The 22,828-nt window shown below is 61.2% G+C and carries 21 protein-coding genes and 2 pseudogenes; 22 read left to right on the top strand and 1 reads right to left on the bottom strand.

Annotated features, from left to right (window positions below):
• Positions 1-137: 137 nt before the first annotated feature.
• The 3 genes from OMP38_RS23585 (at position 138) to OMP38_RS23595 (ending at position 3,300) form a co-directional block, all read left to right on the top strand.
• Positions 138-590, top strand: a complete 453-nt coding sequence (locus OMP38_RS23585; RefSeq protein ID WP_277567256.1) for a MarR family winged helix-turn-helix transcriptional regulator — start codon at positions 138-140, stop codon at positions 588-590.
• Positions 583-2,106 (top strand): DHA2 family efflux MFS transporter permease subunit, encoded by a 1,524-nt coding sequence (locus tag OMP38_RS23590; protein ID WP_277567257.1) that lies wholly within the window; start codon positions 583-585, stop codon positions 2,104-2,106. The genes OMP38_RS23585 and OMP38_RS23590 overlap by 8 nt, the downstream gene beginning before the upstream one ends.
• 264 nt (positions 2,107-2,370) lie before the next feature.
• Positions 2,371-3,300, top strand: a complete 930-nt coding sequence (locus OMP38_RS23595) for a hypothetical protein (protein ID WP_277567258.1) — start codon at positions 2,371-2,373, stop codon at positions 3,298-3,300.
• Between the two features lie 89 nt (positions 3,301-3,389).
• Here the strand turns inward: OMP38_RS23595 and OMP38_RS23600 are convergent, their stop codons facing one another.
• A complete protein-coding gene (locus OMP38_RS23600) occupies positions 3,390-3,692 on the bottom strand; it encodes a hypothetical protein (protein WP_277567259.1) in 303 nt (100 codons plus the stop codon).
• 149 nt (positions 3,693-3,841) lie between these two features.
• Here OMP38_RS23600 and OMP38_RS23605 point away from each other — a divergent pair, with 149 nt between their 5' ends.
• From OMP38_RS23605 to OMP38_RS35025, 19 genes and pseudogenes are all read left to right on the top strand, one after another.
• Positions 3,842-5,269 carry an 8-oxoguanine deaminase gene (locus OMP38_RS23605; protein WP_277567260.1) on the top strand — a complete coding sequence of 476 codons (1,428 nt, stop codon included), beginning with the start codon at positions 3,842-3,844 and terminating at the stop codon, positions 5,267-5,269.
• 31 nt (positions 5,270-5,300) lie between these two features.
• A complete protein-coding gene (locus OMP38_RS23610; RefSeq protein ID WP_277567261.1) occupies positions 5,301-6,170 on the top strand; it encodes a C45 family peptidase in 870 nt (289 codons plus the stop codon).
• A complete protein-coding gene (locus OMP38_RS23615; protein WP_277567262.1) occupies positions 6,167-6,904 on the top strand; it encodes an SDR family NAD(P)-dependent oxidoreductase in 738 nt (245 codons plus the stop codon). The genes OMP38_RS23610 and OMP38_RS23615 overlap by 4 nt, the downstream gene beginning before the upstream one ends.
• A 23-nt stretch (positions 6,905-6,927) precedes the next feature.
• Complete coding sequence (locus OMP38_RS23620) at positions 6,928-8,265, top strand: amidohydrolase family protein (RefSeq protein WP_277567263.1); 1,338 nt, start codon at positions 6,928-6,930, stop codon at positions 8,263-8,265.
• Between the two features lie 52 nt (positions 8,266-8,317).
• Positions 8,318-9,523, top strand: coding sequence for an aromatic ring-hydroxylating oxygenase subunit alpha (locus OMP38_RS23625; RefSeq protein ID WP_277567264.1), 1,206 nt, complete (start codon positions 8,318-8,320; stop codon positions 9,521-9,523).
• A 13-nt stretch (positions 9,524-9,536) separates the two neighbouring features.
• Positions 9,537-10,367 (top strand): alpha/beta fold hydrolase, encoded by an 831-nt coding sequence (locus OMP38_RS23630; RefSeq protein ID WP_277567265.1) that lies wholly within the window; start codon positions 9,537-9,539, stop codon positions 10,365-10,367.
• Positions 10,368-10,463: 96 nt separating this feature from the next.
• The gene (locus OMP38_RS23635; RefSeq protein WP_277567266.1) at positions 10,464-11,822 is read left to right on the top strand and encodes a RidA family protein; all 1,359 of its coding nucleotides are present in this window, start codon (positions 10,464-10,466) and stop codon (positions 11,820-11,822) included.
• Positions 11,819-12,610 carry a maleate cis-trans isomerase family protein gene (locus OMP38_RS23640; protein ID WP_277567267.1) on the top strand — a complete coding sequence of 264 codons (792 nt, stop codon included), beginning with the start codon at positions 11,819-11,821 and terminating at the stop codon, positions 12,608-12,610. The genes OMP38_RS23635 and OMP38_RS23640 overlap by 4 nt, the downstream gene beginning before the upstream one ends.
• A gap of 2 nt (positions 12,611-12,612) precedes the next feature.
• On the top strand, positions 12,613-13,833 hold the full coding sequence (locus OMP38_RS23645; protein ID WP_277567268.1) for an amidohydrolase family protein: 1,221 nt from the start codon (positions 12,613-12,615) through the stop codon (positions 13,831-13,833).
• Between the two features lie 252 nt (positions 13,834-14,085).
• Positions 14,086-14,298 carry a PucR family transcriptional regulator ligand-binding domain-containing protein gene (locus OMP38_RS23650; RefSeq protein ID WP_277567269.1) on the top strand — a complete coding sequence of 71 codons (213 nt, stop codon included), beginning with the start codon at positions 14,086-14,088 and terminating at the stop codon, positions 14,296-14,298.
• A complete protein-coding gene (locus OMP38_RS23655; protein ID WP_277567270.1) occupies positions 14,291-15,226 on the top strand; it encodes a PucR family transcriptional regulator ligand-binding domain-containing protein in 936 nt (311 codons plus the stop codon). The genes OMP38_RS23650 and OMP38_RS23655 overlap by 8 nt, the downstream gene beginning before the upstream one ends.
• Before the next feature lie 121 nt (positions 15,227-15,347).
• Positions 15,348-15,698 carry a PucR family transcriptional regulator gene (locus OMP38_RS23660; RefSeq protein ID WP_277567271.1) on the top strand — a complete coding sequence of 117 codons (351 nt, stop codon included), beginning with the start codon at positions 15,348-15,350 and terminating at the stop codon, positions 15,696-15,698.
• Positions 15,699-15,777: 79 nt separating this feature from the next.
• A pseudogene (locus OMP38_RS23665) lies at positions 15,778-17,122 on the top strand (5'-deoxyadenosine deaminase).
• On the top strand, positions 17,119-18,192 hold the full coding sequence (locus OMP38_RS23670; RefSeq protein WP_277567272.1) for an XdhC family protein: 1,074 nt from the start codon (positions 17,119-17,121) through the stop codon (positions 18,190-18,192). Before OMP38_RS23665 ends, OMP38_RS23670 begins: the two are co-directional and overlap by 4 nt.
• Entirely contained in the window at positions 18,098-18,727 is a 630-nt protein-coding gene (locus tag OMP38_RS23675) for a nucleotidyltransferase family protein (RefSeq protein ID WP_277567273.1), read from the top strand. The genes OMP38_RS23670 and OMP38_RS23675 overlap by 95 nt, the downstream gene beginning before the upstream one ends.
• 195 nt (positions 18,728-18,922) lie before the next feature.
• Positions 18,923-20,128 (top strand): BMP family ABC transporter substrate-binding protein, encoded by a 1,206-nt coding sequence (locus OMP38_RS23680; protein WP_277567274.1) that lies wholly within the window; start codon positions 18,923-18,925, stop codon positions 20,126-20,128.
• A gap of 140 nt (positions 20,129-20,268) precedes the next feature.
• Positions 20,269-21,057 (top strand): ATP-binding cassette domain-containing protein, encoded by a 789-nt coding sequence (locus tag OMP38_RS23685; RefSeq protein ID WP_277567275.1) that lies wholly within the window; start codon positions 20,269-20,271, stop codon positions 21,055-21,057.
• The gene (locus OMP38_RS23690) at positions 20,975-21,796 is read left to right on the top strand and encodes an ATP-binding cassette domain-containing protein (RefSeq protein ID WP_277567276.1); all 822 of its coding nucleotides are present in this window, start codon (positions 20,975-20,977) and stop codon (positions 21,794-21,796) included. The genes OMP38_RS23685 and OMP38_RS23690 overlap by 83 nt, the downstream gene beginning before the upstream one ends.
• 203 nt (positions 21,797-21,999) lie before the next feature.
• Positions 22,000-22,801 (top strand): annotated as a pseudogene (locus tag OMP38_RS35025) (ABC transporter permease); the annotation flags it as partial.
• Positions 22,802-22,828 lie beyond the last annotated feature (27 nt).

Raw genomic sequence — 22,828 nt, forward strand, 5'->3', positions numbered from 1 at the left:
TTGGGCAAATATAAGGTTTGACCCGAAAAGCCGGCTGTACTAATATACTTCGTATGCGAATTATTTGTTAAGCAATTATTTGCAAGGAAAAGGTTCTAAGCACTAATTCTAATCATAACGGATAAGGGGGGAGGGAGATGCAAGATCAATCGTTGATCTCGGAACTATTCACGTCTTTTAGAGAAGTCAACCAGTCGTTTTACCATTCGATGCAGCGTGCAGGCCATCATCTGGGCGTCACTCCGATCCAACTGCTCGTTTTGAAGAACCTGAGGGAGAGGCCGCGGATGAGCCTGTCGGAGTTGGCCGAATGCCTGTTCGTCGGCCCCAGCACGGCGAGCGGTATCGTGGATCGGATGGTCAAGGCGAAGCTCGTCACGCGGGAGCGGCCGGAAAACGATCGTCGATCCATCTCGCTGAGATTGACGCCTGAAGGCGATGGATTGTGGGTGAAAATCGACGAGCGGCGCAAATTGATGCTGGAGCCGCTTAACGAGCTCGGCGAGGAAGACCTGAACGACCTGCTGCGCATACACGGCCGCATCGTGCAAATATTACACAAAGCGAGAGAGGAAAATAAAGATGAGTAATGCCTTAACATCCACCCTGAGAAAAGGTCCGATCGTCGCGTCGCTCCTCATCGGCGCCTTCGTCGCGCTGCTAAGCCAGACGCTGCTGAACGTCGCGCTGCCGAAAATGATGGCGGATCTGAACATCGGGTCCAATACGATTCAATGGCTCGTGACGGGCTATATGCTCGTTAACGGCGTCGTCATTCCGGTTACCGCCTATTTGATATCCAAGTTTACGACCCGTCAATTGTACACGGTCGCCATGGGGCTTTTCACGGTAGGTACAGTCGTGGCCGCGCTCGCGCCGAACTTCGGCACGCTGCTGACGGGCCGTTTGATCCAGGCCGTCGGGGCGGGCATCATGATGCCGCTCATGTCCGTCGTGTTCCTGACGATCTTCCCGATCGAACAACGCGGCAAGGCGATGGGCATGATGGGTCTGGCCATGATCTTCGCGCCGGCCGTCGGTCCGACGCTTTCCGGATGGGTCGTCGAACACTATTCCTGGCGCGTCCTGTTCTACATCGTACTTCCGCTGGCCATATTTTCGCTCATTTACGGCGCCATCTCGATGAAAAACGTCACGCCGAACTCCAAGCCGAAATTGGACGTACTTGGCGTCGTACTCTCCACGCTCGGCTTCGGCGGAATCCTGTATGGCTTCAGCGACGCCGGCAACGACGGCTGGGATAGCACGAGAGTCATCGTCAGCTTGATCGTCGGCGCAGTCGCGCTCGTGCTGTTCGTCTGGCGAGAGCTGACGGCGAAGAAGCCGCTGCTCGAGTTTCGCGTGTTCAAGTTCAATATGTACTCGCTGACGACGGTCATCAACGTCATCATCACGATGGCGATGTTCTCCGCCATGGTGCTCATGCCGATCTACCTGCAAAACATTCGCGGCTTCACGCCGCTCGAATCCGGCCTCTTGCTGCTGCCGGGCGCGATCCTGATGGGGATTATGTCACCGATCACGGGCATGATCTTCGACAAGATCGGCGCGCGTTGGCTGGCCGTCGTCGGTCTCATCATCACGTCGCTTACGACGTGGGAGCTGAGCCGGATCGCGCTGGACTCCACTTATATGCACATCATTTTAATTTACTCGGCGCGGATGTTCGGCATGTCGCTGCTCATGATGCCGATCCAGACGGCGGGCATGAACCAGCTGCCGCAGACGCTCAACTCCCACGGTTCGGCCATGTCCCAGACGCTGCGTAACGTCGCCGGCGCGCTCGGCACCGCCTTGCTCGTCACCATCATGAATAACAAGGCGGCAACCGAAAGAAATACGCTCTTCACCGCCGCTGGTATCGATCCAAAAGACAAAGCGAATGCCGCTCAAGTGGCCGATATCGGTAAGGAAGCGACGCTTTACGGCATCCAGCACGCGTTCGTCGTCGCCACTTGGATCACGATCGCCGCGCTTGTGCTGGCATTCTTCATCCGGAAGGTGAAGCCGCACCACGAGGTGCTCAAGTCCGAGGGCAACGCCGAGGCCGAAGCGGCCAAATCCAAAGCTCAATCGTCGCGCTGATTGCCGGCGCCCACCGTCTCGCGTAAGGGATGCTATCCCGGCCGCGAGGCGTTTTTTTGTTTATGCGTAGTTTATTTGTTATACGCCTTATAAATACATTCGATATGGAACAAGAGAATGCCGAAAATGGCTTGACCCAGCGTTGATGCCGATCGAATGCGCGCCGAATAATCGCTTGATAAAGTTGTAGTAAGCCGGGCCGGCAGGGTCGCATGTCGATCGTGGGACGCTGTACGGCCCGGTATTCGAAGGAGGGATTCATTAATGAAAAGAAGCTCGCTGCTCTTGGCCTGCGCCTTGCTCGGCGCAAGCACGCTCCTATCTGCATGGCCCTGCGGCCAGACCGTTCAAGCCGCAGGCGTCGCGACGCCGAACTACGAGGTGAAATGGTATCTGGACCCGGCTGTCGTGTTGGGCTTCGACCACAAGCTGAAGAGTGCGGTGCTGAACGCGTTCGACATGCCTTCAACGGTCGAAAAAATGAACGTGGAGTACCTGGACAGCGACGATCTGGATCTGAACGCCGAGGGCTGGGACGTCCGAATCCGGAAAATGGAGGCCTACAGCGACAAGGCGTTCGAGGTCACGTATAAAATGCGATATCCGATCGCGGGCGGCAACATTCAGGCTGCGTTAAATTGGGCTGCGGCGGACGGCTTTGACGCGGACGAGGACGACTACGAGGCGCAGATCGATTGGGGCTTCTCGTCGCAGACGCTCAGTTTCAGCAACAAGAAGGACGCGGAGCTTGACGGTTACGAAGGCATGGAGCTGCCGGGCAAGGGGGATTCGAGAGATCTCGCGGAGGACCTCATTGCGGGCAAACTGGAAAATTGGCAATCGGGAGACTGGGCGGAAGACATTCTCCATGACGCCCATATATACGGGCCGGTCAGCGCCAAGCGTTCGATCGGCGAGTGGGCCGGCGAGGAGCTCTACATCGAGATTTGGGAAATCAAAAAAAGCGACGGGAACCGGCTACGATTATCTCGTCGAAGCTTCCTTCAAGGAAGACGATTACGCGACAGCATCCGCAGTGAGAGATTCGCTCAAGAACAAGCTGATCTCGGAAGGCTGGTTTTTGCCGCAAGACGGTCTCAAGACGACGAAGATATTGGAGCAATATTGAAAAAAAAAGCCGGTCACCGCTGGTACCCATGGGTCCTCAAACATGCCGCCGAGCCGCCCGGCTGACTGCTTGGCGCGGTGCCTCGCTAGTTCGGAGGAGGCCGTTAGGCAGCGAATAGGAGTCTAACAGGCGGCGAGAATAGGCAGCTCATGAGTCATGAACCATGACTCGCAGAGTTGGCGATTCTCGCTAACGCCAGGCCGATCAAGTCCAAGGCGCGCGCTCGAAACGGGCGTATATAAAGAAAGACCGCTTCGCGCAAACGCGCAAAGCGGTCTTTCTTCATGCAATCGATCAAGCATCGCGCCGTCGCATCCAGAACCTGCACGGTTTCGCAGATGCCCGCGAATTCCTGCAACGCCTGCTCGATCAGACGAGAGCCGTCTCGCACTGCTGCATCAAGCGGATCGGCGCTGCAGTAAAAAAAACAATATTCATGGATAATGTGAGTAAACATAACTTGAATTCGAACGTAAATCATGCAGACCAACGAAAAACGAGCGTTTGTGTTATAGAATATGACAAACGCTCGATTTTTCGATTGTTCGGTCCATGCATTCGCCGCTAGAATGAATCCATCGAGGCGGAGAGGACAGGTGACGGACCTTGCGAACGCTCCTTATCAAAAACGCTAAAAATATCATCACGATGGACAAGGACCGCAACGCCTATCCGGGAGGGAGCCTTTACGCGGTCGACCAGCAGATCGTGGCGATCGGAAACGACATTCCGTACCAGGCGGCGGATACGGTCATCGACGCGACGGGAAAAATCGTTTACCCGGGCCTCATCAATACGCATCACCACCTTTATCAAAACCTCACGAGGAACATTCCGTTCGTTCAAAAGACCGAGCTGTTCGACTGGTTGATCACGTTATACGACATCTGGCGCTGCCTGCGTCCCGAGGATATTTATCTCAGCGCCAAAGTCGGGCTGGGCGAGCTGCTCAAAAGCGGCTGCACGACGGCTGCGGACCATTTTTACTGCTTTCCGAACGGCGTCTCCGGCGAGCTGATCGACGAAGAGATCCGGGCGGCCGGCGAGCTCGGCATCCGGTTTTTCCCGACGCGCGGCTCGATGTCGCTCGGGCGCTCCAAAGGCGGCTTGCCGCCGGACGAGGTGTGCCAGACCGAGGGGGCCATTATGCGCGATTCGCGCCGGCTCATCGAGACGTATCACGATCCGGGCCGCTTCGCGATGGTGCGCGTCGGCGTCGCGCCTTGCTCGCCTTTTTCGATCACGGCGGACCTGCTCCGCGAATCGGCGAGTCTCGCCCGCAGCTACGGCGTGCGGATGCATACGCATCTGGCCGAGACAAAGGACGAAGATGCGTATTGCCTAGAAAGGCTCGGCATGCGGCCGCTCGAATTCATGGAAGCGAACGGCTGGGTCGGTCCGGACGTCTGGTACGCGCACGGCATTTATTTCGACGACGGAGAGATCGGACGGCTCGCCCATCGCGGCTGCGGCGTGGCGCACTGTCCGTGCAGCAATATGAAGATGGGCTCCGGGGTCATGCCAATCGTCAAAATGCTGCAGGCCGGCGTCTCGGTCGGACTCGGCGTGGACGGTTCGGCATCGAACGACGGCTCGAATATGTTGGGCGAGGTGAGAGCCGCGCATTTGCTGCACAACCTGATGCACGGCACGACGGACATCGGCGCAGAAGATTGCCTGCGGGTCGCGACGATGAGGTCGGCGAAGGTGCTTGGCTGGGCCGACGACATCGGGTCGCTCGAGATCGGCAAGGCGGCCGATTTGTTCATGATCGATTCGCGGCAGCTTGCTTTCGCCGGCGCGCTCCACAATGACGCGACGCTGCCGGTATTGGCGGGCCTGTCGCAGACCGTCGACACGACGATCGTCAGCGGCAAAGTCGTCGTCAAGGAAGGACGCCTCGTCGGCGTGGACGAAGAGAAGCTGGCGAGGATGGCCCAGGCGGCATCGAACCGGCTGCTGAACGAAGCGTCGCTCAGGACGAAAATCGACTATGGCCGAATGCGCGCGAATCGCGCTTATCCGAACTTCTGAAGGCGGTCGCCAGGAAAGGGGAGGTCGGCGGATGTGCACAATCGGGGCGATCGTATGCCGGGGCGCAAACGGCGAGGCGAAGGTGCTGGGGTTCAAAAATTCGGATTCGCCCCCGGTAGGCTACTGGCACGGCATCGCGCGCGCCGAAGGCGGCTATGCCTCGTTGGCCTACGGCATCCAGCCCCAGAAGGGCGTCAACGCAGGCATGAACGAGCGAGGCGTCATGCTCATCAGCAGCTACTTCGGCTGCGAGATTCCGGAGCCGGACGGCCGCCCCGCCGAGAGCTTCTGGCTGAACGACCTGCGCGGGAGCGCGCAAGCGGAAGCGTTGGCGCGCTCCCGCACCGCGGAGGAGGCGCTTGCGCTCATGCTGGAGCGGTACCGGGAGACGGCCGAGCCGACGGTCGGCGGCAGCCATGTCATCGCGGACCGCGACGGCAAGCTGCTCGTGTTCGAGCATGAGGGCGCCGAGACGGCCTGGCATGACGACTCGGCGCAAAGGTGGACCGCGCGGAGCAATCAGGCGCTGGGGCTCAAATTGGCCGAGCAGGCTTCGCTCCCTGAAGCGATCCGGTCCGACCGCGAGCTTCGGCTCGCAAAGACGCAGAAGACGCTCGCCTCGCTCGTACGGTCCGGCTGCGAACGGGAGGAGGCATGGGAGGCTTTGGCGTCCTTGCTCGCGAGCAAGCATGAGAGCGAGGGCGGAACGGGCGGCGCGACGCCAGGGGATATTTGCGCGGATGGCATCATCCACGGGCGTTCCAATGCGGCGCTGCCGCACGTGACGTTAAGCGGCCTCATCTGGGACGCCTCGGCGCGTGTCATGCATTATACGGCGGGCCGCCCGGGCGAAGCGCCTTGGCGAAAGATGAATTTGGGGACAAGGGGGACGGGGCCATGATGGATTTGACAGGCAAAAGGGTGCTGATCGCCGGCGGCGCGAGCGGTATCGGCGCAGCCGCTGCAGCGGCCTTCAAGCAAGCCGGCGCGTCGACGGCCGTCTTCGATATCGCATTCAAGGAAGAACGACTGGCGGAAGGCGTTCTGGAGCTGCCGGTCGACCTGTCCGATTCGGATGCGGTGAAAGCCGCGTTCGAGCGTTTATGGCGGCACTGGGACGGCCTTGACGTATTGGTCAATAACGCCGGGATCGAGCTGGTAGCCAGCCTGGAGGAGACGACCGAAGCGGCCTGGGACCGGCTGATGGGCGTAAATCTGAAAAGCGTGTTCCTGTGCTGCAAAGCGGCGCTGCCGAAGCTTAAGATTTCGCGGGGCTGCATCGTCAATACCGCTTCCCAGCTCGCCTTCGTCGGCGCCGGGAGCTTCACGGCGTATACCGCTTCAAAGGCGGCGGTCGTCAACTTCACGCGCAGCCTGGCGCTGGAGACGGCGGCGGACGGCGTGCGGGTCAACTGCATCTGCCCGGGCGCGGTCGATACGCCGCTGCTGCGCAGGCAGTTCGAGGGCAAGCGCGGTCCGCAGGGCACGATCGACGATCTGATCGGACTGCATCCGATAGGCAGACTCGGGCGTCCGGAGGAGATCGCGAGCTGCATCCTTTTCATGGGCAGCCCGCTCGCGTCGTTCGTCACGGGAAGCGCGATGCTGGCGGACGGCGGATATACGATTCATTAACGACACGATGGGGGATGGATGCGTTGAACGACAGCTTGCTGATTACGAACGCCACGATCCTGACGGTGAACCCGGTAGATGAAGTGATTCACGGCGGCGCGCTGCTGATCGAGAAAGGACGAATAGCGGATATCGGACCGTCGGACGCGCTGGAGGCTAAATACGCCGGCGTCGAACGATTGGATGCGACAGGTCACGTCCTGCTGCCGGGCCTCGTCAATTTGCACCTTCACTCGGGCTTGATCCGGGGGACGGCGGAGGATCTGCCGGTGTTCGAATGGCTGACCAAGTACGTCGATCCGAAGCATCGCGCGTTGACCGAGGATATCGCGTTCGACGCGGCGCGGCTCAGCTATACCGAGGCGCTCCTCTCCGGCACGACCTGCGTGATGGACATGTACCGGTATATGCACAAATGCGCGGACGCGGCCGAGTCGCTGGGCTTGCGCGCCACGCTCGCGCCCTATGTCGTCGATAAGCCCGGCATGGATTACTTCGAGTCGCTCGACAAAAACGTGCAGCTCGTGCTGGATCGCAACAAGACGGCAAACGGCAGAATCCAGGTATGGTTCGCGCTCGAACACTTGACCTATTGCACAGAGGACGCATACCGCAAAGCCGCCGCCTATGCCGAAAAGTACGATACCGGCATCCATACCCACGGCGAGGAATCGATCGAGATGGCGAGACGGCTGCAAGCGCAGACGGGGCGATGGCCCGTCGAGCTGTTCTACGACCGCGGCATCCTCGGGCCCCGGACCGTGCTCGCGCACTGCGTCTGGCTGCAGGATTCGGAGCGGGAGCTGCTCGCGCGCACCGGGACGGCGGTGGCGCACTGTCCGGTCAGCAATCTGAAGCTCGCCTCCGGCATCGCGCCGGTCAAGGAGCTGCTCGATCTCGGCGTCACGGTCGGCATCGGGACCGACGGCGTGAAGGAGAACAACAATCTCGACATGCTCGAGGAGCTGAAGTTCGTGCCGCTGCTTCAGAAGGCTCGGCTGCTCGACGCAACGGTCATCAAAGCCGAGACCGCGCTGCGGATGGCGACGATCGACGGCGCCCGGGCGCTTGGGCTGGACGGCGAGATCGGCTCGCTCGAGATCGGCAAGAAGGCGGACCTGATCGCCGTCGATTTCCGCAAGCACCACTTAACGCCGATCATTCGGGGGAAATACGACAACGCGGTCAGCAATCTCGTGTACGCGGCTTCCGGCGCGGACGTGAATCATGTGTTCGTCGACGGCAAGCCGCTCGTGCTCGGCCGCAAGCTCCTGACGGCGGATGCCGAAGAGATCCGCCTGTCCGCGCAATCCGCGGCGGAGCGTCTGTTCGAGCTGCGCGAGCCGTTCGTTCCCGCCTAGAGATCGCCACTCGGCGCTTTTCAACGTTTAGTTCATCGAGGAGGAAGTAAATATGGCTTATAAAGTGACGAACGACGTCCTTGAAGTGCTGTCCCAGCTCGGCCCCTCGCTGCTGGAGACCAAGGAAGCCCGGTCCATGCCCGCCGAATGCTATACGAGCGATTCCTTCTTCGCGTTCGAAAAGGAAGCGGTGTTCGGACGCAGCTGGTTGTGCGTGGGCCGTCAGGAGCAAGTGCCCCATCCGGGCGATTACTATACGCTGCTGCTGAACGACGACCCGATCATCGTGACGCGCGCCAAGGACATGCGCATCCATGTCATCTCCGCCGTCTGCCAGCATCGCGGGCATATCGTTGCGGAGGGCGCCGGCAACTGCAAAAACTTCCGCTGTCCCCTTCACTGGTGGACCTACGGCATGGACGGCGAGTTGATCTCCGCGCCGGAGATGATTCGCATCGAGCCGTTCGACATCCTCCGCCACGACCATAGCCTGCCGCCGCTCAAGGTGGAGATTTGGAACGGCTTTATTTTCGCCCACTACGACCAGGATGCGCCGCCGCTCGCGCCAACGCTCGCCAAGCTCGACGAAGAGATGAAAAACTATCGCCTGAACGAGCTGACGGCGATGCCGTTCGTCGACATCGAAGGCGATTGGAATTGGAAAATCATGATCGAATCTTCGATCGAGCCCTACCACACCAATTACCTTCACAAAGGTCCGCACGACTTCGCGCCAAGCCAGCTCGCGGGCTTCGTCGATTACGAGGAAGGCGACGGCCAGATCATGCATCCGACGGGCTTCACGCATATGGACGCGGGGTTCTCCCCGGACATGACCGCGAACTTCCCGCCGATCGAAGGACTCACCGCAGAGCAGCGCCAGCGCATGACGATCGCGACGGTGCCGCCGATGCTGACGCTCGGCCTGATGCCCGACCAAGTGTTTTGGAACGTCATATTGCCGAACGGTCCGGGGAAAATTCTGTTCCGGTCCGGTCTGCTGTACCCGCCGGAAACGGTCGCGCTGCCCGACTTCGCGGCGCGCTACGAGCAGGCGAACGAGAGCATCCAGGAAATCAACGCCCAGGATCTGGCGGCCAACGCGTCCCTGCAGAAGGGGCTCTACTCGAAACTGTCGAGGCGAGGCCGATACGCGGCGCTTGAACGCACGCTGCCGCAGCTGAACAAATGGCTCGCCAAGCGGTATCTCGATTACCTGGAAACGCAAGGGCTGTCCGTCGAACTGGAACGAGCCTAAAGGAGAACCGCCTATGACACTGCCGATTCTGACTGCCGGAACGGACGACGCGAATTCAGTCGTGCTAAGCGGGCCGGGCGACGTCCGGCTGCGCCTGCTGCAGCGTGGCAATCCGCAGGGGCGGCCCGTGCTTTTCCTGCATGGCATTACCGAGAACGCATCCGCCTTCGAGCCGCTCATGCGGCAATTGCCCGGTCATCTTCGTCCGATGGCGCTCGACCTGCGGGGCAGGGGCCGATCGTTCAAGCCTGATTCGGGCTATCAGATGGCCGATTACATGGAGGATCTGCTGATCGTCTGCAACAGCTTGAGCGGCTTCGCGGAGCGCCCCGTGCTCGTCGGTCATTCGATGGGCGCGCGGATCGCGGCGGCGTTCGCGGCGACGTACCCGGCGATGGCAGGCGGTGTCGTGCTCGTCGATCCGCCGCTCTCGGGGCCGGGCCGTTCGGCGTTCCCGCTGCCGCTGGCGCGTTTTCTCGAACCGAAAAGAGCGATCGACGAAGGTCGGTACGACGACTTCAAGGCTTGCTATACGACGCCCGGCTTCGACTACGAACGCAAGGCGCTGGAGCTGCAGTCATGCGCGGTTGCGGCGATTGAACAGTCCTATTCGGCGATGAACGCGGAGCCGTTCCATGCCTATTACCGCATGCTGCGGCTGCCCGCCTTGCTGTTGTCCGCAGGTCTCGCGCCGTTCATATCCGAGGAGGCGGAGGAGGAGCTGCGGGCGATGAACCCCGACATCCGCACGGAGCGGCTCGCGTATGTCGGTCACGAGGTGCACAAGCTGGCCCCCGAGCGCTTGCTCGCATCGCTCACGGCTTTTTTGGCTTCGCTGTCCTGACGGCGCTGAGAAGGCCGGATGCGTTCCTTTCGGAGCCGCGATCCGAATCCGTCCAGACGACGTTTAGAACAATTCAAATCGAGGAGGCGGACCAGCGTGCCGCATCAAATTCAGGAAATATGGCCGGCGGGCATGCCTCGCCTGACCATCCCGTACAGTCCGGCCGTCCGGGCCGGAGACTGGCTGTTCGTATCGGGGCAATCGGCCTCCGATCTCGTGACGGGTCTCGCGCCGGAGGCGGTCGTGCCCGAAGCGTTCCCGTATTATCAAAACGCGATGGCCAAACAGGCCGCCGTGCTGTACGCCCGCGTCGGCGCGATCGTGGAAGCGGCGGGCGCCAAGCCCGAACAGGTCGTGCGGGTCAATCAATGGTACGTCGCCGGCATGGCGTCGCCCGACTACCGTGCGCTCGACCTGACGGTCAACAATAAACGTTACGTGCAGGAGAAAAACCGGTATTTCACCAAGCTCAGCCCCCCAAGCACCGGCATCGGCGTTCGCGGCACGCTCGTGGAAGGCGCCAAGGTCGAAGCCGACTTTACGGCAAGGCTCGACGGGGACATGCCGGAAAAGGTGTCCGCGCCGGGCTTGCCCAAGCCGGCGGCAGGATTCGCGGAGGGCGTACGGATGGGGAAGTGGGTGTTTCTGTCCGGCGACCTGGCTTCGGACTGGAAAGGCAATTGGGGCTCGGAGGCGTACGACGGCGGCGAGCTTGTCGGGCTGGCGCCCGAAGCGCGCACGAGCGGGCTGTTCTGGGGCGATGAGCCGTGCGCGCGGCAGACGGATTATATCTTGGAGCGGCTGAGCCGCGTTGCGGAGGAGGCGGGCACGAGCCTGGCGCTCGCGGTCAAGGCATATGTCTATTTGGCCGATCCGGACGATTATTCGGCTTTCGAGGAGGCGTGGGCCAAGTGGTTCCCGGATCCGTCCAAGGCGCCGGCGCGCATCCTGGTGCCGAACGTCGAGCTCGGCGCGAAGGGCTGCCGCGTCGAGATCGGACTCGATCTGCTCATGCCGGAAGCCGCGCATCTGAAGCGGCCCGTCGTCGGCGGCTGGGCGCCGAAGAGCAAGGAGCCGGCGGCGGTGCGCGCGGACGATCTCGTATTTTTCAGCGGCCTGATGGCGACCGATCCGGGCGTCGGACTCGCGGCCGAGGCGTCGCCGCCTCCGGGACTGCCGTACTTCGGAATCCCCGGCAAGCTGCAGATGCGTTACATTCTGCTGAAGGCAAGGCGGATCGCGGACGCGGCAGGCGTCGACCTGAAGCGGGTCGTGAAGGCGACGCTGTATTTTACGGACCTGAGCCTTTATGCGGGCGCGATGGAGGTTTGGGCGGAGGCATTCGCGGACGGTCACAAGCCGGCCGTGACCGCGGTCGAGATCAACCGTGAGCTGTGGGTGCCCGGCTGCGGCATTATGGCGGATCTGACGCTGTACGATCCGCAGGAAGCATGAGGACGGACGGGCTGGCGTCCGCTGTCTCCCTGGCCCCCCGCGGCAAGCGAATCGGTATGCTGACGCCGTCCTCCAACACGGTGCTGGAGCCGGTCACGTCGGCGATCCTAATGGGCGTGACGGGCGTGACCGTCCATTATTCCCGGCTTCGGGTCACGCAGATCGCGCTAAGCGAAGACGCCGGCGCGCAGTTCGCCGCAGCGCCGATGCTTGCTGCCGCGCGGATGCTCGCCGACGCGCTCGTCGACGTCATCGTATGGAACGGCACGGCCGGCAGTTGGCTCGGGCTCGACTACGACCGCGAGCTATGCGCGATGATCGCCGCGGAGACGGGCGTGCCGGCGACGACGTCCGCGCTGGCGCTTGCCGACGCCTACGCGGCGTTCGGCGTCCGTCGAATCGGGCTCGTTACGCCGTATACGGCGGACGTCAACGAAGCGATCGCGGCGAATTACGCGCTCGCTGGGCTGACCTGCCCGGTCAAGCTCGGCTGCGGTCTTCGGATGAACGAACAATTCGCTTGCGTCGAGCCGGAGGCGGTCGAGGAAATGATCCGCATCGCGGCGGCCTCGCCGGAGACGGATGCGGTTGCCGTCGTCTGCACGAATATGGACGGCGCGCGACTGGCGGCGAAGGCCGAGCGGGCGTATGGCAAGCCGATTCTCGATTCGGTGGCGACGACTGCATGGCAAGCGCTCGCGCTGACGGGAATGCCGCAGCCGAAGTTGACCGATCAGTGGGGCCGGGTGTTCGCGGTTCCGTGCGAAAAAGGCGAGCGGGGGGAATAGTCATGGACCGAGAACCATTCGGAATCATTGCCGGCGCGTACGATCCATTCCGCAGGGAGAAGATCGACATTTATGTCCGGAACGGTTTGGTTGAACGGGTCGTGCCGGCCGCCAATCGGGCGGATTCGGCCGCGGGGGATTCTCGCGTGCTTGACGCCAGCGGTTATGTGGCGACGCCTGGTCTCGTGGAGACGCATATTCATATGGACAAGGCGTTCCTGTCCGAGCGGCTCGAGCGGCCTGCGGCGACCCTTGGCGAAGCGATAGAGATGACAGCCGCGCTCAAGCCCGGCTATACGTTGGCAGACGTCACCGCGCGTTCGCGCCGCGCGCTCGAGCGGTCCTTGTCGTTCGGGGTGTCGCTGCTGCGCGCGCAGGTCGAGATCGATCCGGTGCTCGGACTGCTCAGTCTCGAGTCGGCGCTCGCTTTGAAGGCCGAATTCGCAGGCCGCATGACGCTTCAGTTCGTCGCCTTTCCCCAGGAGGGTATCTTTAATCAACCGGGCGCGGCGCGCCTGCTGCGGGAAGCGATACGGCTCGGCGCCGATGCGGTGGGCGGCATACCTTATAACGACCGGGATGCCGGCGAGCATCTGGACTTCGTTTTTAGGCTCGCCGCCGAAGCCGGACTGCCCGTCGACCTTCACCTGGATTTTTCAGACGATCCGATGCAGCTGGCGATCGAGGACGTGATCGTGCGCACGTTGGAATACGGGCTCGAAGGACGCGTCTGCGTCGGTCATCTGACCTCGCTTGGATCCGTCCCGCCGGACAGGGCGCGCCGAATCGCGGAGCACTTGGCCAAGGCCGGCATTCACGTCTTCACGCTCCCCGCGACGGACTTGTACCTGAACGGAAGGGGCGATACGCATGCCGTCCGCCGCGGCATCGCGCCAGTCGGACTGCTCCTCGATGCAGGCGTCAACGTCTGCTTCGGGACGAACAATCTGCGCAACGCCTTCACGCCGTTCGGCACGGGCGATCCGCTCGACATCGCGCTGCTGCTCGCGCAAACGTCGTACATGGGGACCGAAGCGGACGCGGCCCGGCTGCTCGGGATGTGCACGGACCGTGCCGCGACTGCGCTCGGCATCGATAGCTGGGCGCTTCGTCCCGGCGCGCCGGCCGACTTTGCGCTCATTCGGGCCGATAGCGTGCAAGACCTGATATACGACAGGCCGCGCGAGCGCTTATCGCTCCGCGGGGGCAGGCTTCTAGCCTGACCGATGAATAAAAGGCGTCTCTTCGTAAAATAAACAAACGGGTTGAAGCAGTTTGATCTTGCTTCAGCCCGTTGTTTATTTTGCTGCCGTTGAAGGCAGGATCTGCTTTTTCCGCCGGCATATCATTTAAAGGGGTTATGTTAATATACATTACACAAATGGTTGTCAAAAAAACGTTTTCGGAACTATTATGTAATATATATTCACATAAAAGGCCGACGAGCTTCGATTTTGATCCGAGGAGTGACGAAGATGCATCTAACGGTAGAGCAAGCGCTTGCGGTCTATCCGCTCTCGGAAGGAAAGCTGATCGCCGGAGGAGCCGGCCGGTCCCGCGTCGTGAAGTCGGTGAACGTCATGGACGCCCCGGACATCGCGGACTGGATCAAAGAAGGCGAGATGCTGTTCACGACGGCGTATTTGATCAAGGACGACCCCGAAGAAGCGACAGCCTTTTTTGCATAAGCTCCACCAGCGCGGCGCTTCGGGACTCGGCATCAAGCTCGGCCGCTTCTGGACGTCCGTTCCGGAAGCGCTCGTCAGCAAGGCCGACGAATTGGGTTTTCCGCTCATCGAGCTGCCGTACGCGTTCACTTTTTCCGATCAGATGAACGGATTGTTCAACGCCGAGATGCGCAAGAGCACCGGCATCTTGCAGGACGTGCTCGATAAACAGGTGCGGCTCATGAGATTTGCGCTCCGGTCGGATCATGTCCGGGAGCTGTTCGAGACCGTTTCCGAGGTGATCGGCGAGCCGATCGCCGTGATCGGATCCCGGGGGCAGATCGTGTACAACGGCTCGGAGAACGCGGACGCGGATTTGCTGGCCGGATGGCCTTGGAGCCCGAACGGCAAATGGATCAAGACCGAGGGCTGGCAAGCGTTCGGCGTACCGCTCATGAAGTCTTCGCGGTGTACGGGGCATGTCCTGTTCTTTACGCCGCGCATCTATTTGTCGGCCATCGAAGAGAGTCTGTACAGCCAGGCGGCCGAGCTGCTTTCCTTCCACTTGAATTTTAACTACGAGGATTATCTCGAACAGTCGATCCAGCGGGATTTCGGCCAGTTGGTCAAACGGCATCTTCGCAACGGCATGTCCCATGAATCGCTGGAATCCTATGCCGCCAAGTGGGAGTTGACCCTGTTTGAAGGCGCGTATCGATGCGTGCTGACCGTTTGTTCGTCCCCGGATCCTGCAGTGCGGGCCGAACGGCTGGAAGCTTTGAAAAACGAATTGTTGAGCCATGCGCTCATCCAGGCGCTGTCGGGCACGCATGTCGTGCTGGAGGAGGGGGTGCTTTCGCTTTTTCCGGAGCGGGATGCGGGCGGGGAAGAGGAGCGGCTGTCCATGGCGTTATCGAGCTTCCTGTCGGGATTGAAGGGGGGCGAATAAAGAAAACGCGCGCTCCGCGGTCAGCAGCCGCAAAAAGAAGGCGGCGCAGCTTGCCGAAGCATACCGGGAATGCGGAGAAGCGCATCGGTTATCCGAACAGTGGGGGCTTGGCGGCGAGGTCGTGCGGTATGAAACGCTGGATTTCGCCTACATTTTCGAACAAGTATCCCGCCAGCGAATGACGACGTACTGCGATCGCCTGCTGGCCGGTCTCGAGGGCAAGGACCCGGATTATGTCCAGGAGATGATGCGGACGCTCGAGACTTACTTGGACAACGACGGTCAGCTTAACGAGACGGCAAAGAAGCTGTTCATCCACCGAAACACGGCGACCTACCGGATCGAAAAGCTAGGCGAGCTGCTGGATGTCGACTTCAAGCGGATCAACGATTTGCTGAAGCTGAAGCTGGTGTTCCAGTTCCGTAAAATGCTCGGCGGCGAGCTGTCAAAAGCGCCGTCAAGGACCCGGTAAACGGCAGCGAAAACGACATTTCTTCTATTATATATGCACGTCCCGTTTTATGTCGGCTGAACCAGGGAGGGCGGAAGCGATGGATACTCGAACGAGCTCGAAAATATGGATACGCGACGCCCTCATTTTGACGATGAACGCGGATAATGAAGTGATCGCCGGCGACGTTCTCGTCGAAGGCGGCAGGATCGTTCGGATCGGAGCAGGCATCGAGGCGCCGGACGCGCAGGTGATCAACGCCGGCGGCAAGGTGCTGCTGCCCGGTTTCGTACAGACGCACATCCACCTATGCCAAACGCTGTTCCGCGGGAGGGCCGACGATCTGGCATTGATCGATTGGCTGCGCAAGCGCATCTGGCCGCTCGAAGCCGCGCACAGCGAAGATTCGGTTTATTACTCCGCGCTGCTCGGGATCGGCGAGCTGATTCGCAGCGGGACGACGACGATTCTCGATATGGAGACGGTTCATCATGCGGATGCGGCTTTTCGGGCGATCGAGGAGAGCGGGATTCGCGCCTTTTCCGGCAAGGTCATGATGGATCACGGCACGGAGGTGCCGCTCGCCCTGCAGGAGACGACGGAGCGATCGCTTCAGGAGAGCGTGGACCTGCTGGAAAAATGGCATGGCGCGGCGAACGGGCGAATCCAATATGCGTTCTGTCCCCGCTTCGTCGTCTCTTGCACGGAGGAACTGCTGATCGGCGTGCGGGATTTATCCGCGAAGTACGGCGTGCGCGTGCACACGCATGCTTCGGAAAATCAGGACGAGATCGCGATGGTCGAAGCTGAGCGCGGCATGCGAAACGTCGTTTATTTGGACCATATTGGCCTTGCTCGGCCTAATTTGATCCTCGCGCACAGCATCTGGCTCGACGAGGCGGAAAAGGCGATCATTCAAAAGCGCGGCGTGAAAGTGACGCATTGTCCGGGATCTAATCTGAAGCTCGCTTCTGGCATCGCCGAGGTGCCTGCGCTGCTCGAGATGAACATACCGCTCGGGCTCGGCGCGGACGGCGCGCCTTGCAACAACAACCTCGACATGTTTCAGGAAATGCGCCTTGCGGCGTTTATTCAAAAGGTGCAGCACGGACCAACGGTCATGGACGCGAGAAAGGTGCTGCGGATGGCGACGATGGGCGGTGCCGAGGTGCTTGGGCTCGAAGGCGAGATCGGCAGCGTCGAAATCGGTAAAAAAAGCGGACCTGCAGCTGCTCGACCTGGAGGATTTTCACGTTTATCCGTCTTACGACGCCGACGTCTTTTCCCGGGTCGTGTACGCGGCGACCCGCGGGGACGTAGACACGGTGTTGATCGACGGCAAGGTCGTCATGTCGGGCAAAAGCGTGTTGACGGTCGATCGTAGTCGCGTGCTGACGGAGTCGGATCGATCGCTCAAGGCTTTGCTGGCGCGAATCGGCATGTGAACCGGACAAAAAAGGGGGCGGCGGCCTTGGAAGCCTGCGAGATCGTGGAATATTGGATGACGGATGCCGCTCCCGCGTTGCTCGCCACGGTCATCGGCGTAGAGGGCCACGCTTATCGCAAACCGGGCGCGATGATGCTGCTGTACGCGGACGGGAGGAAGCGCGGAACGATCAGTCCCGGCTGTCTCGAGGGCGACTTGCTCGAACGGACGTCGGGGTTGCTGGCAACGGGTCGCTGCGAAATGGTTCGGTACAACATGAAATCCGAGGAGGATGCGGTTTGGGGCGAAGCCGTCGGCTGCGGCGGCATCGTCGACGTACTGCTGGAGCCGCTGGCCGGCGCCGCGGCCGACGCGCTTCGCGAGCTGGGCTTCCGGCTGCGAGCCGGGGAGGGCGCTTCGCTTCTTCGCTATCGGCATGGAGACGGGATTGCTTACGAGGTCCGGGCCTCGCAGGTGGGGGATGCGGCTCTGCCGCGAGCCGCTCGTTCGGCGCGTCTGTTGTTCGCGCAGTCGATCGCGCCTCGGCCGCGGCTGCTGCTGTTCGGCGCGGGCTACGATGCGGAGCCCGTCGCGCGAATCGCAAGCGCGCTCGGGTTCAGGGTGACTGTGGCCGACTGGCGTCCCGGATTGCTCTCGGGCGAGCGCTTTCCCGGCATGGCGCTCGTTTGCGGTTCTCCTGCCGAGATCGCGTTATCGCTAGGAATCGGGCCGGCCGATTATGCGCTCGTGATGGGCCACCAGCTGCAAAGGGACAGGGCGCTGATCGAGACGCTGCTGTCTGTGAAGCCTGCGTACGTCGGCGTGATCGGTTCGGCGCGGCGAATCGCGCATCTGTTCGAAGGACTGCCGATGCCGCCATTCGTCCATGCGCCGGTCGGCCTTCCGATCGGCGCGGAAGGGCCGGAAGAGGTCGCGATCAGCGTCGCCGCGGAATTGGTCGCGATCCGGAGGAAGGGCAAAGGCGGTGATGAGGATGGACGCGTTAAATATCGCGGCTATCTACCTGGCGGCCGGACAGAGCGTCCGGATGGGCAGGCCGAAGCTGTCCCTGGCGTTTGCGGATGGTGAGCGCCTCGGCGAAAAGGGGTGGCGGGCGCTGCGGAAGAGCGCCGTCGTATCGCATGTCGTCGCCGTCGTAAGTCCGGAAGATCCGCTCGAATGGCTGCGCGACGCGTCGGAAGCGACGGTCGTGCGCAGTCCCGAGTCGAAGTTCGGCATGGCTTATTCGATCCGTGCAGGGCTTCGGGCTGCGCGCGAGCGCTTGCCGGATGCGGTGCTCGTCGCGCTGGCCGATCAGCCGTTTTTAACGCCTTTGCTGTTGAATCGTCTCGCCTGCGCATTCGCGGATTCGCCTGCGCTAGACTATGCGGCTTGCAATTATGGCAGCTTTTCTGCCCCGCCTGCGATCTTTTCTCCCCGCATGTACGATGCTTTGGAGGCGCTTGAAGGCGATGCGGGGGCGAGGAGGCTTTTAAGCGATGCTGCCTATAAGGGAATTCGTATCTCTATTGAAGACGAACGGATCGCCATGGATGTCGATACGCCGGGAGATTGGCAGGCGGCGAAGCGAATGGCTTGTAAATCGTTCGGATATAAGAGTTAAAAGGCATCGTTTTCCTCGACATCTGAATCGATCATTCGGAAGTGCACCATGCACAATTCGCGCAACGGCGAATTAGACGATTCTCCAATGAGATGTCATCTATGTTGACGTTGAAATGACGCGAATCTATATTGGGAATACGTCATTGGTGCACGCCAAATCGACCAACAATCAGGGAGTCGGGGGAGGAACGGTATGAAAAAGATTAAAAGCACGTGGAGCGCAAGTTTGGTATTCGTCGTCATGATGGTGCTCGTGCTGGCGGGCTGCGGCAATTCGAACAACGGCGAGAGCGCCGGTCCATCGGCATCTTCCTCAGAATCGCCAAGCGCATCGACCGCCGCTAGCGCGTCGCCAAGCGCGTCGGCATCGGCTTCGCCATCGGCGTCGGCGTCCGGCGAAGGCATCGCGAATCCGCGCGTCGCGTTCATCTATATCGGTCCTCCGGGAGACGGCGGTTGGACGTTCCAGCACGATCAAGGCGTCAAGTACATGGAGAAAGAGCTCGGCATCAAAGCGGACACGGTCGAAAACGTACCGGAGAGCGCCGACGCGGAGCGGATCATCACCGAGCTCGCGCAAAGCCACGATATCATTTTTACGACCAGCTTCGGTTATATGGACTACACGCTGAATGTCGCCAAGAAGTTCCCGAACGTCAAGTTCGAGCATGCCGGCGGCTATAAGACGAACGATAACATGGCCACCTACTTCGGAAAAAACTGGGAGGCCAGCTATCTGAGCGGCATCGCGGCGGGCAAGATGACGAATAAAAACCACCTCGGCTACGTCGCGGCGTTCCCGATTCCGGAGCTTATTTATAACATCAACGCCTTCACGCTCGGCGCGCAATCCGTCAACAAGGACGTCAAGGTCGACGTCGTCTGGACGAACACCTGGTTCGATCCGACGACCGAGCGCAATGCGGCCATGAGCCTGCTCGACAAGGGCGCAGACGTGCTGATGGCCTACCAGGATTCGCCGGCTTCGCTCCAAGCGGCTGCGGAGAAGGGCGCGATGGCGGGCGGCAACGACTCCGACATGACGCGTTACGCCCCGAAGGCTTACCTGACGAATCCGATCTGGAACTGGGGCCCTTACTATGTGAAGAAGGTCAAGGCGCTGATGGACGGCACATGGACCAACGATCAATACCTGGGCTCGTTCACGGACGGCATGGTCGACATCGCGCCGATCGGCGAGAGCGTTCCGGACGACGTGAAAAAGCTGGTCGAAGACCAGAAGGCGAAGTTCCTCGCCGGCGAAGACAACATTTATAGCGGCCCGATCCTTGATCAGAGCGGCGCGGAGAAAATCCCGAGCGGCAAGTCGCTGACGGACGCCGAGATTCTCGATATGAACTGGTTCGTTAAAGGCGTCGAGGGCACGATTCCGCAATAAAATCCGGCAAGCAGGTTTTCGACAAATCCCTTGAGCCAAGGGATTTGTTGATTTAAGGCCGCGAGGGCGGATGTACCGCGAAAGCAATCGGCAGACGGGAGGGGGGCGGCCCCTCCCCCGTACGAAGGAGGACAACAACGATGCACGCTATCGAGATGCGCCGGATCGTCAAGCAGTTCGGGTCTGTCGTCGCCAATGATCACGTGGACTTTACGGCAGGGGCGGGAGAGATCCATGCGCTGCTCGGAGAAAACGGGGCGGGCAAAAGCACGATGATGTGCATGCTGTCCGGCGTCTACCGCCCCACGAGCGGAGAGATCCTGCTCCGCGGCGAGCAGGTCCGCATCCGATCGCCCAAGGACGCCGCCAAGCTCGGCGTCGGCATGGTGTTCCAGAACTTCAGGCTCGTCGCCACGCTGACGGCCGCGGAGAATATCGTGCTCGGCGAGCGCTCTTCCTTCTGGCGCGGCCCGAACTGGATGAAAAACAAGCAGCGGGAGATCAAGGGCCTGGCCCAAAAATTCGGCTTGGACTTCCCGGTCGACCGTCCGATCTGGCAGTTGTCGGTGGGCGAGCAGCAGCGCGTGGAGATCGTCAAGACGCTGTACCGGGGCGCGCAGTTCATCATTTTGGACGAACCGACCTCCGTGCTGACGCCCGGCGAGGCGGATCAGCTGTTCGAAACGCTGCGAACGATGAAAGCGGAGGGCAAGACCGTCATCGTGACGACGCACAAGCTGAAGGAAGTCATGGCCGTCGCCGACCGCATCTCGGTCATGCGCAAAGGGAAGATGATCCACGCGATCGACAAGAACGATACGAACGAAAAAAGAGCTGGCCAGGCTTATGGTCGGCAAAGAGATCGCCGCGCAGCGAGAACTGCCTGCCCGAACGCCCGGAAGGATGCTGCTCGAGGTCAATCGGCTTGAAGTCATGGCCGAGCACGGACGCAAAGCGTTGGACGGCTTGTCCCTCAGCATTCGCGCCGGGGAAATCGTAGGCGTCGCGGGCGTCGCGGGCAACGGGCAGAAGGAGCTGGCCGAAGTGCTGACCGGCCTCCTCCCTTGGCGGCGCGGACAGATCGAGTTCGACGGCAAGCCGCTTCGCAACGCGTCCGTACGCGGCGCGATCGAAGCCGGCATCTCGCACGTGCCGGAAAATCGCATGAAAAGCGGGCTGGCCGGCAGCCTCGGACTCGTCGACAATTTGCTGTTCAAGTCTTACCGGTCCGCCGACCGCGCCAGGCTCGGCTTTCTGCGCATCGGCCGCAACAAAGCCTGGGGACAGCGGCTGGTCGAGGAGTTCGACGTGCGGACGCCGGGCATCGACACGCCGGTGCAGCAGCTCTCGGGCGGCAATCAGCAGAAGCTGCTGCTGGCGCGCGAGATCCATCACGACCCGAAGCTGATGGTCGCGGTCCATCCGACGCAAGGTCTCGACGTCGGCGCGACCGAGGGCGTGCACCGGCTGCTCGCCAAGCTGCGCGCCGAGGACAAGAGCGTGCTGCTCATCTCGGAGGATCTCGACGAGGTGATGCAGCTCTCCGATCGCATCCTCGTCATCTTCGGCGGGCGCATCGTCGCCGAGCTGAACCGAGGAGAAGCGGATAGGGAGATCATCGGCATGTACATGGCCGGACTGCACGGAGCGGAGGAGGAAGCGATATGAGCAAGATCCAAGCCGCGTCCGCGCTGCCGCTCGAGCCGGCCGAAGCGCCGCGCCGCCGCCGCTGGTCGTACCGAATCGAGATCGATCCGTCGGGTACGCGCAATCCATGGTGGATCACGCCGCTCTCCATCCTGCTCGCGCTCGTGCTTTGCGGCATTTTCATCGCCGCCAACGGCATGAATCCGATGACCGTCTACGCGAAAATGATCAAAGGCGCCTTCGGCTCCTCGTTCGGCATCACCGAGACGCTCGTCAAGGCGATCCCGCTCCTCTTGTGCGGCATCGGCGTGGCGATCGCCTACCGCATCTCCGTCTGGAATATCGGCGCTGAAGGCCAGTTCCTCGTCGGCGCCGTCGCGGCGACGGCCGTCACGATTTGGTTCCCCGGCCTTCCGATTTACGGCACGATCCCGCTCATGGTCGTCTTCGCGATCGCCGCGGGCGGCATATGGGGTTTGCTTACGGCAATACCACGCACCTATTTCCAGGTCAACGAGCTCGTCACCTCGCTCATGCTGAACTACGTCGCGATCCTGCTGCTCGACTACTTCGTGTTCGGGCCATGGAAAGATCCGAAAGGCTTCAACTTCCCCCGGTACCCCGATGTTTAACGAAGCGCAGACGCTGCCGGCGCTCGGCGATACGCGGCTTCACTTCGGCCTCGTTTTCGCGCTGGTCGCCGTCGTCCTGTACGGACTGCTCGTCAAGTATACGAAGTGGGGCTACGAGCTGCGGCTCATCGGCGCCAATCCCGAAGCGGCCAAAAACGCAGGCATCCCGATCAAGCGTCACATTTTGCTCGTCATGCTCATCAGCGGAGGCCTCGCGGGTCTCGCCGGCATGGCGGAGGTGTCCGGCGTATCGCACAGGCTTATGTACGGCATCTCGCCGGGCTACGGCTATACGGCGATCATCGTCGCTTGGCTCGCCAAGCTGAATCCGGTCGGCCTCGTCGTCTCCGCCGTCCTGTTCGGCGGCCTGATCGTCGGCGGCTACAGCGTGCAGACGATCGGCTTGCCGTCGTCCATCTCC

Source organism: Cohnella ginsengisoli (assembly GCF_029525555.1).
Classification (GTDB): Bacteria; Bacillota; Bacilli; order Paenibacillales; family Paenibacillaceae; genus Cohnella; species Cohnella ginsengisoli.

Excerpts from the sequence above, each read along its gene's own strand:
- OMP38_RS23585 (WP_277567256.1), top strand. The coding sequence starts at position 138 with ATGCAAGATCAATCGTTGATCTCGGAACTATTCACGTCTTTTAGAGAA.
- OMP38_RS23590 (WP_277567257.1), top strand. The coding sequence starts at position 583 with ATGAGTAATGCCTTAACATCCACCCTGAGAAAAGGTCCGATCGTCGCG.
- OMP38_RS23595 (WP_277567258.1), top strand. The coding sequence starts at position 2,371 with ATGAAAAGAAGCTCGCTGCTCTTGGCCTGCGCCTTGCTCGGCGCAAGC.
- OMP38_RS23600 (WP_277567259.1), bottom strand. The coding sequence starts at position 3,692 with ATGTTTACTCACATTATCCATGAATATTGTTTTTTTTACTGCAGCGCC.
- OMP38_RS23610 (WP_277567261.1), top strand. The coding sequence starts at position 5,301 with ATGTGCACAATCGGGGCGATCGTATGCCGGGGCGCAAACGGCGAGGCG.
- OMP38_RS23615 (WP_277567262.1), top strand. The coding sequence starts at position 6,167 with ATGATGGATTTGACAGGCAAAAGGGTGCTGATCGCCGGCGGCGCGAGC.
- OMP38_RS23625 (WP_277567264.1), top strand. The coding sequence starts at position 8,318 with ATGGCTTATAAAGTGACGAACGACGTCCTTGAAGTGCTGTCCCAGCTC.
- OMP38_RS23630 (WP_277567265.1), top strand. The coding sequence starts at position 9,537 with ATGACACTGCCGATTCTGACTGCCGGAACGGACGACGCGAATTCAGTC.
- OMP38_RS23640 (WP_277567267.1), top strand. The coding sequence starts at position 11,819 with ATGAGGACGGACGGGCTGGCGTCCGCTGTCTCCCTGGCCCCCCGCGGC.
- OMP38_RS23645 (WP_277567268.1), top strand. The coding sequence starts at position 12,613 with ATGGACCGAGAACCATTCGGAATCATTGCCGGCGCGTACGATCCATTC.
- OMP38_RS23650 (WP_277567269.1), top strand. The coding sequence starts at position 14,086 with ATGCATCTAACGGTAGAGCAAGCGCTTGCGGTCTATCCGCTCTCGGAA.
- OMP38_RS23675 (WP_277567273.1), top strand. The coding sequence starts at position 18,098 with ATGGACGCGTTAAATATCGCGGCTATCTACCTGGCGGCCGGACAGAGC.
- OMP38_RS23680 (WP_277567274.1), top strand. The coding sequence starts at position 18,923 with ATGAAAAAGATTAAAAGCACGTGGAGCGCAAGTTTGGTATTCGTCGTC.
- OMP38_RS23685 (WP_277567275.1), top strand. The coding sequence starts at position 20,269 with ATGCACGCTATCGAGATGCGCCGGATCGTCAAGCAGTTCGGGTCTGTC.
- OMP38_RS23690 (WP_277567276.1), top strand. The coding sequence starts at position 20,975 with ATGGTCGGCAAAGAGATCGCCGCGCAGCGAGAACTGCCTGCCCGAACG.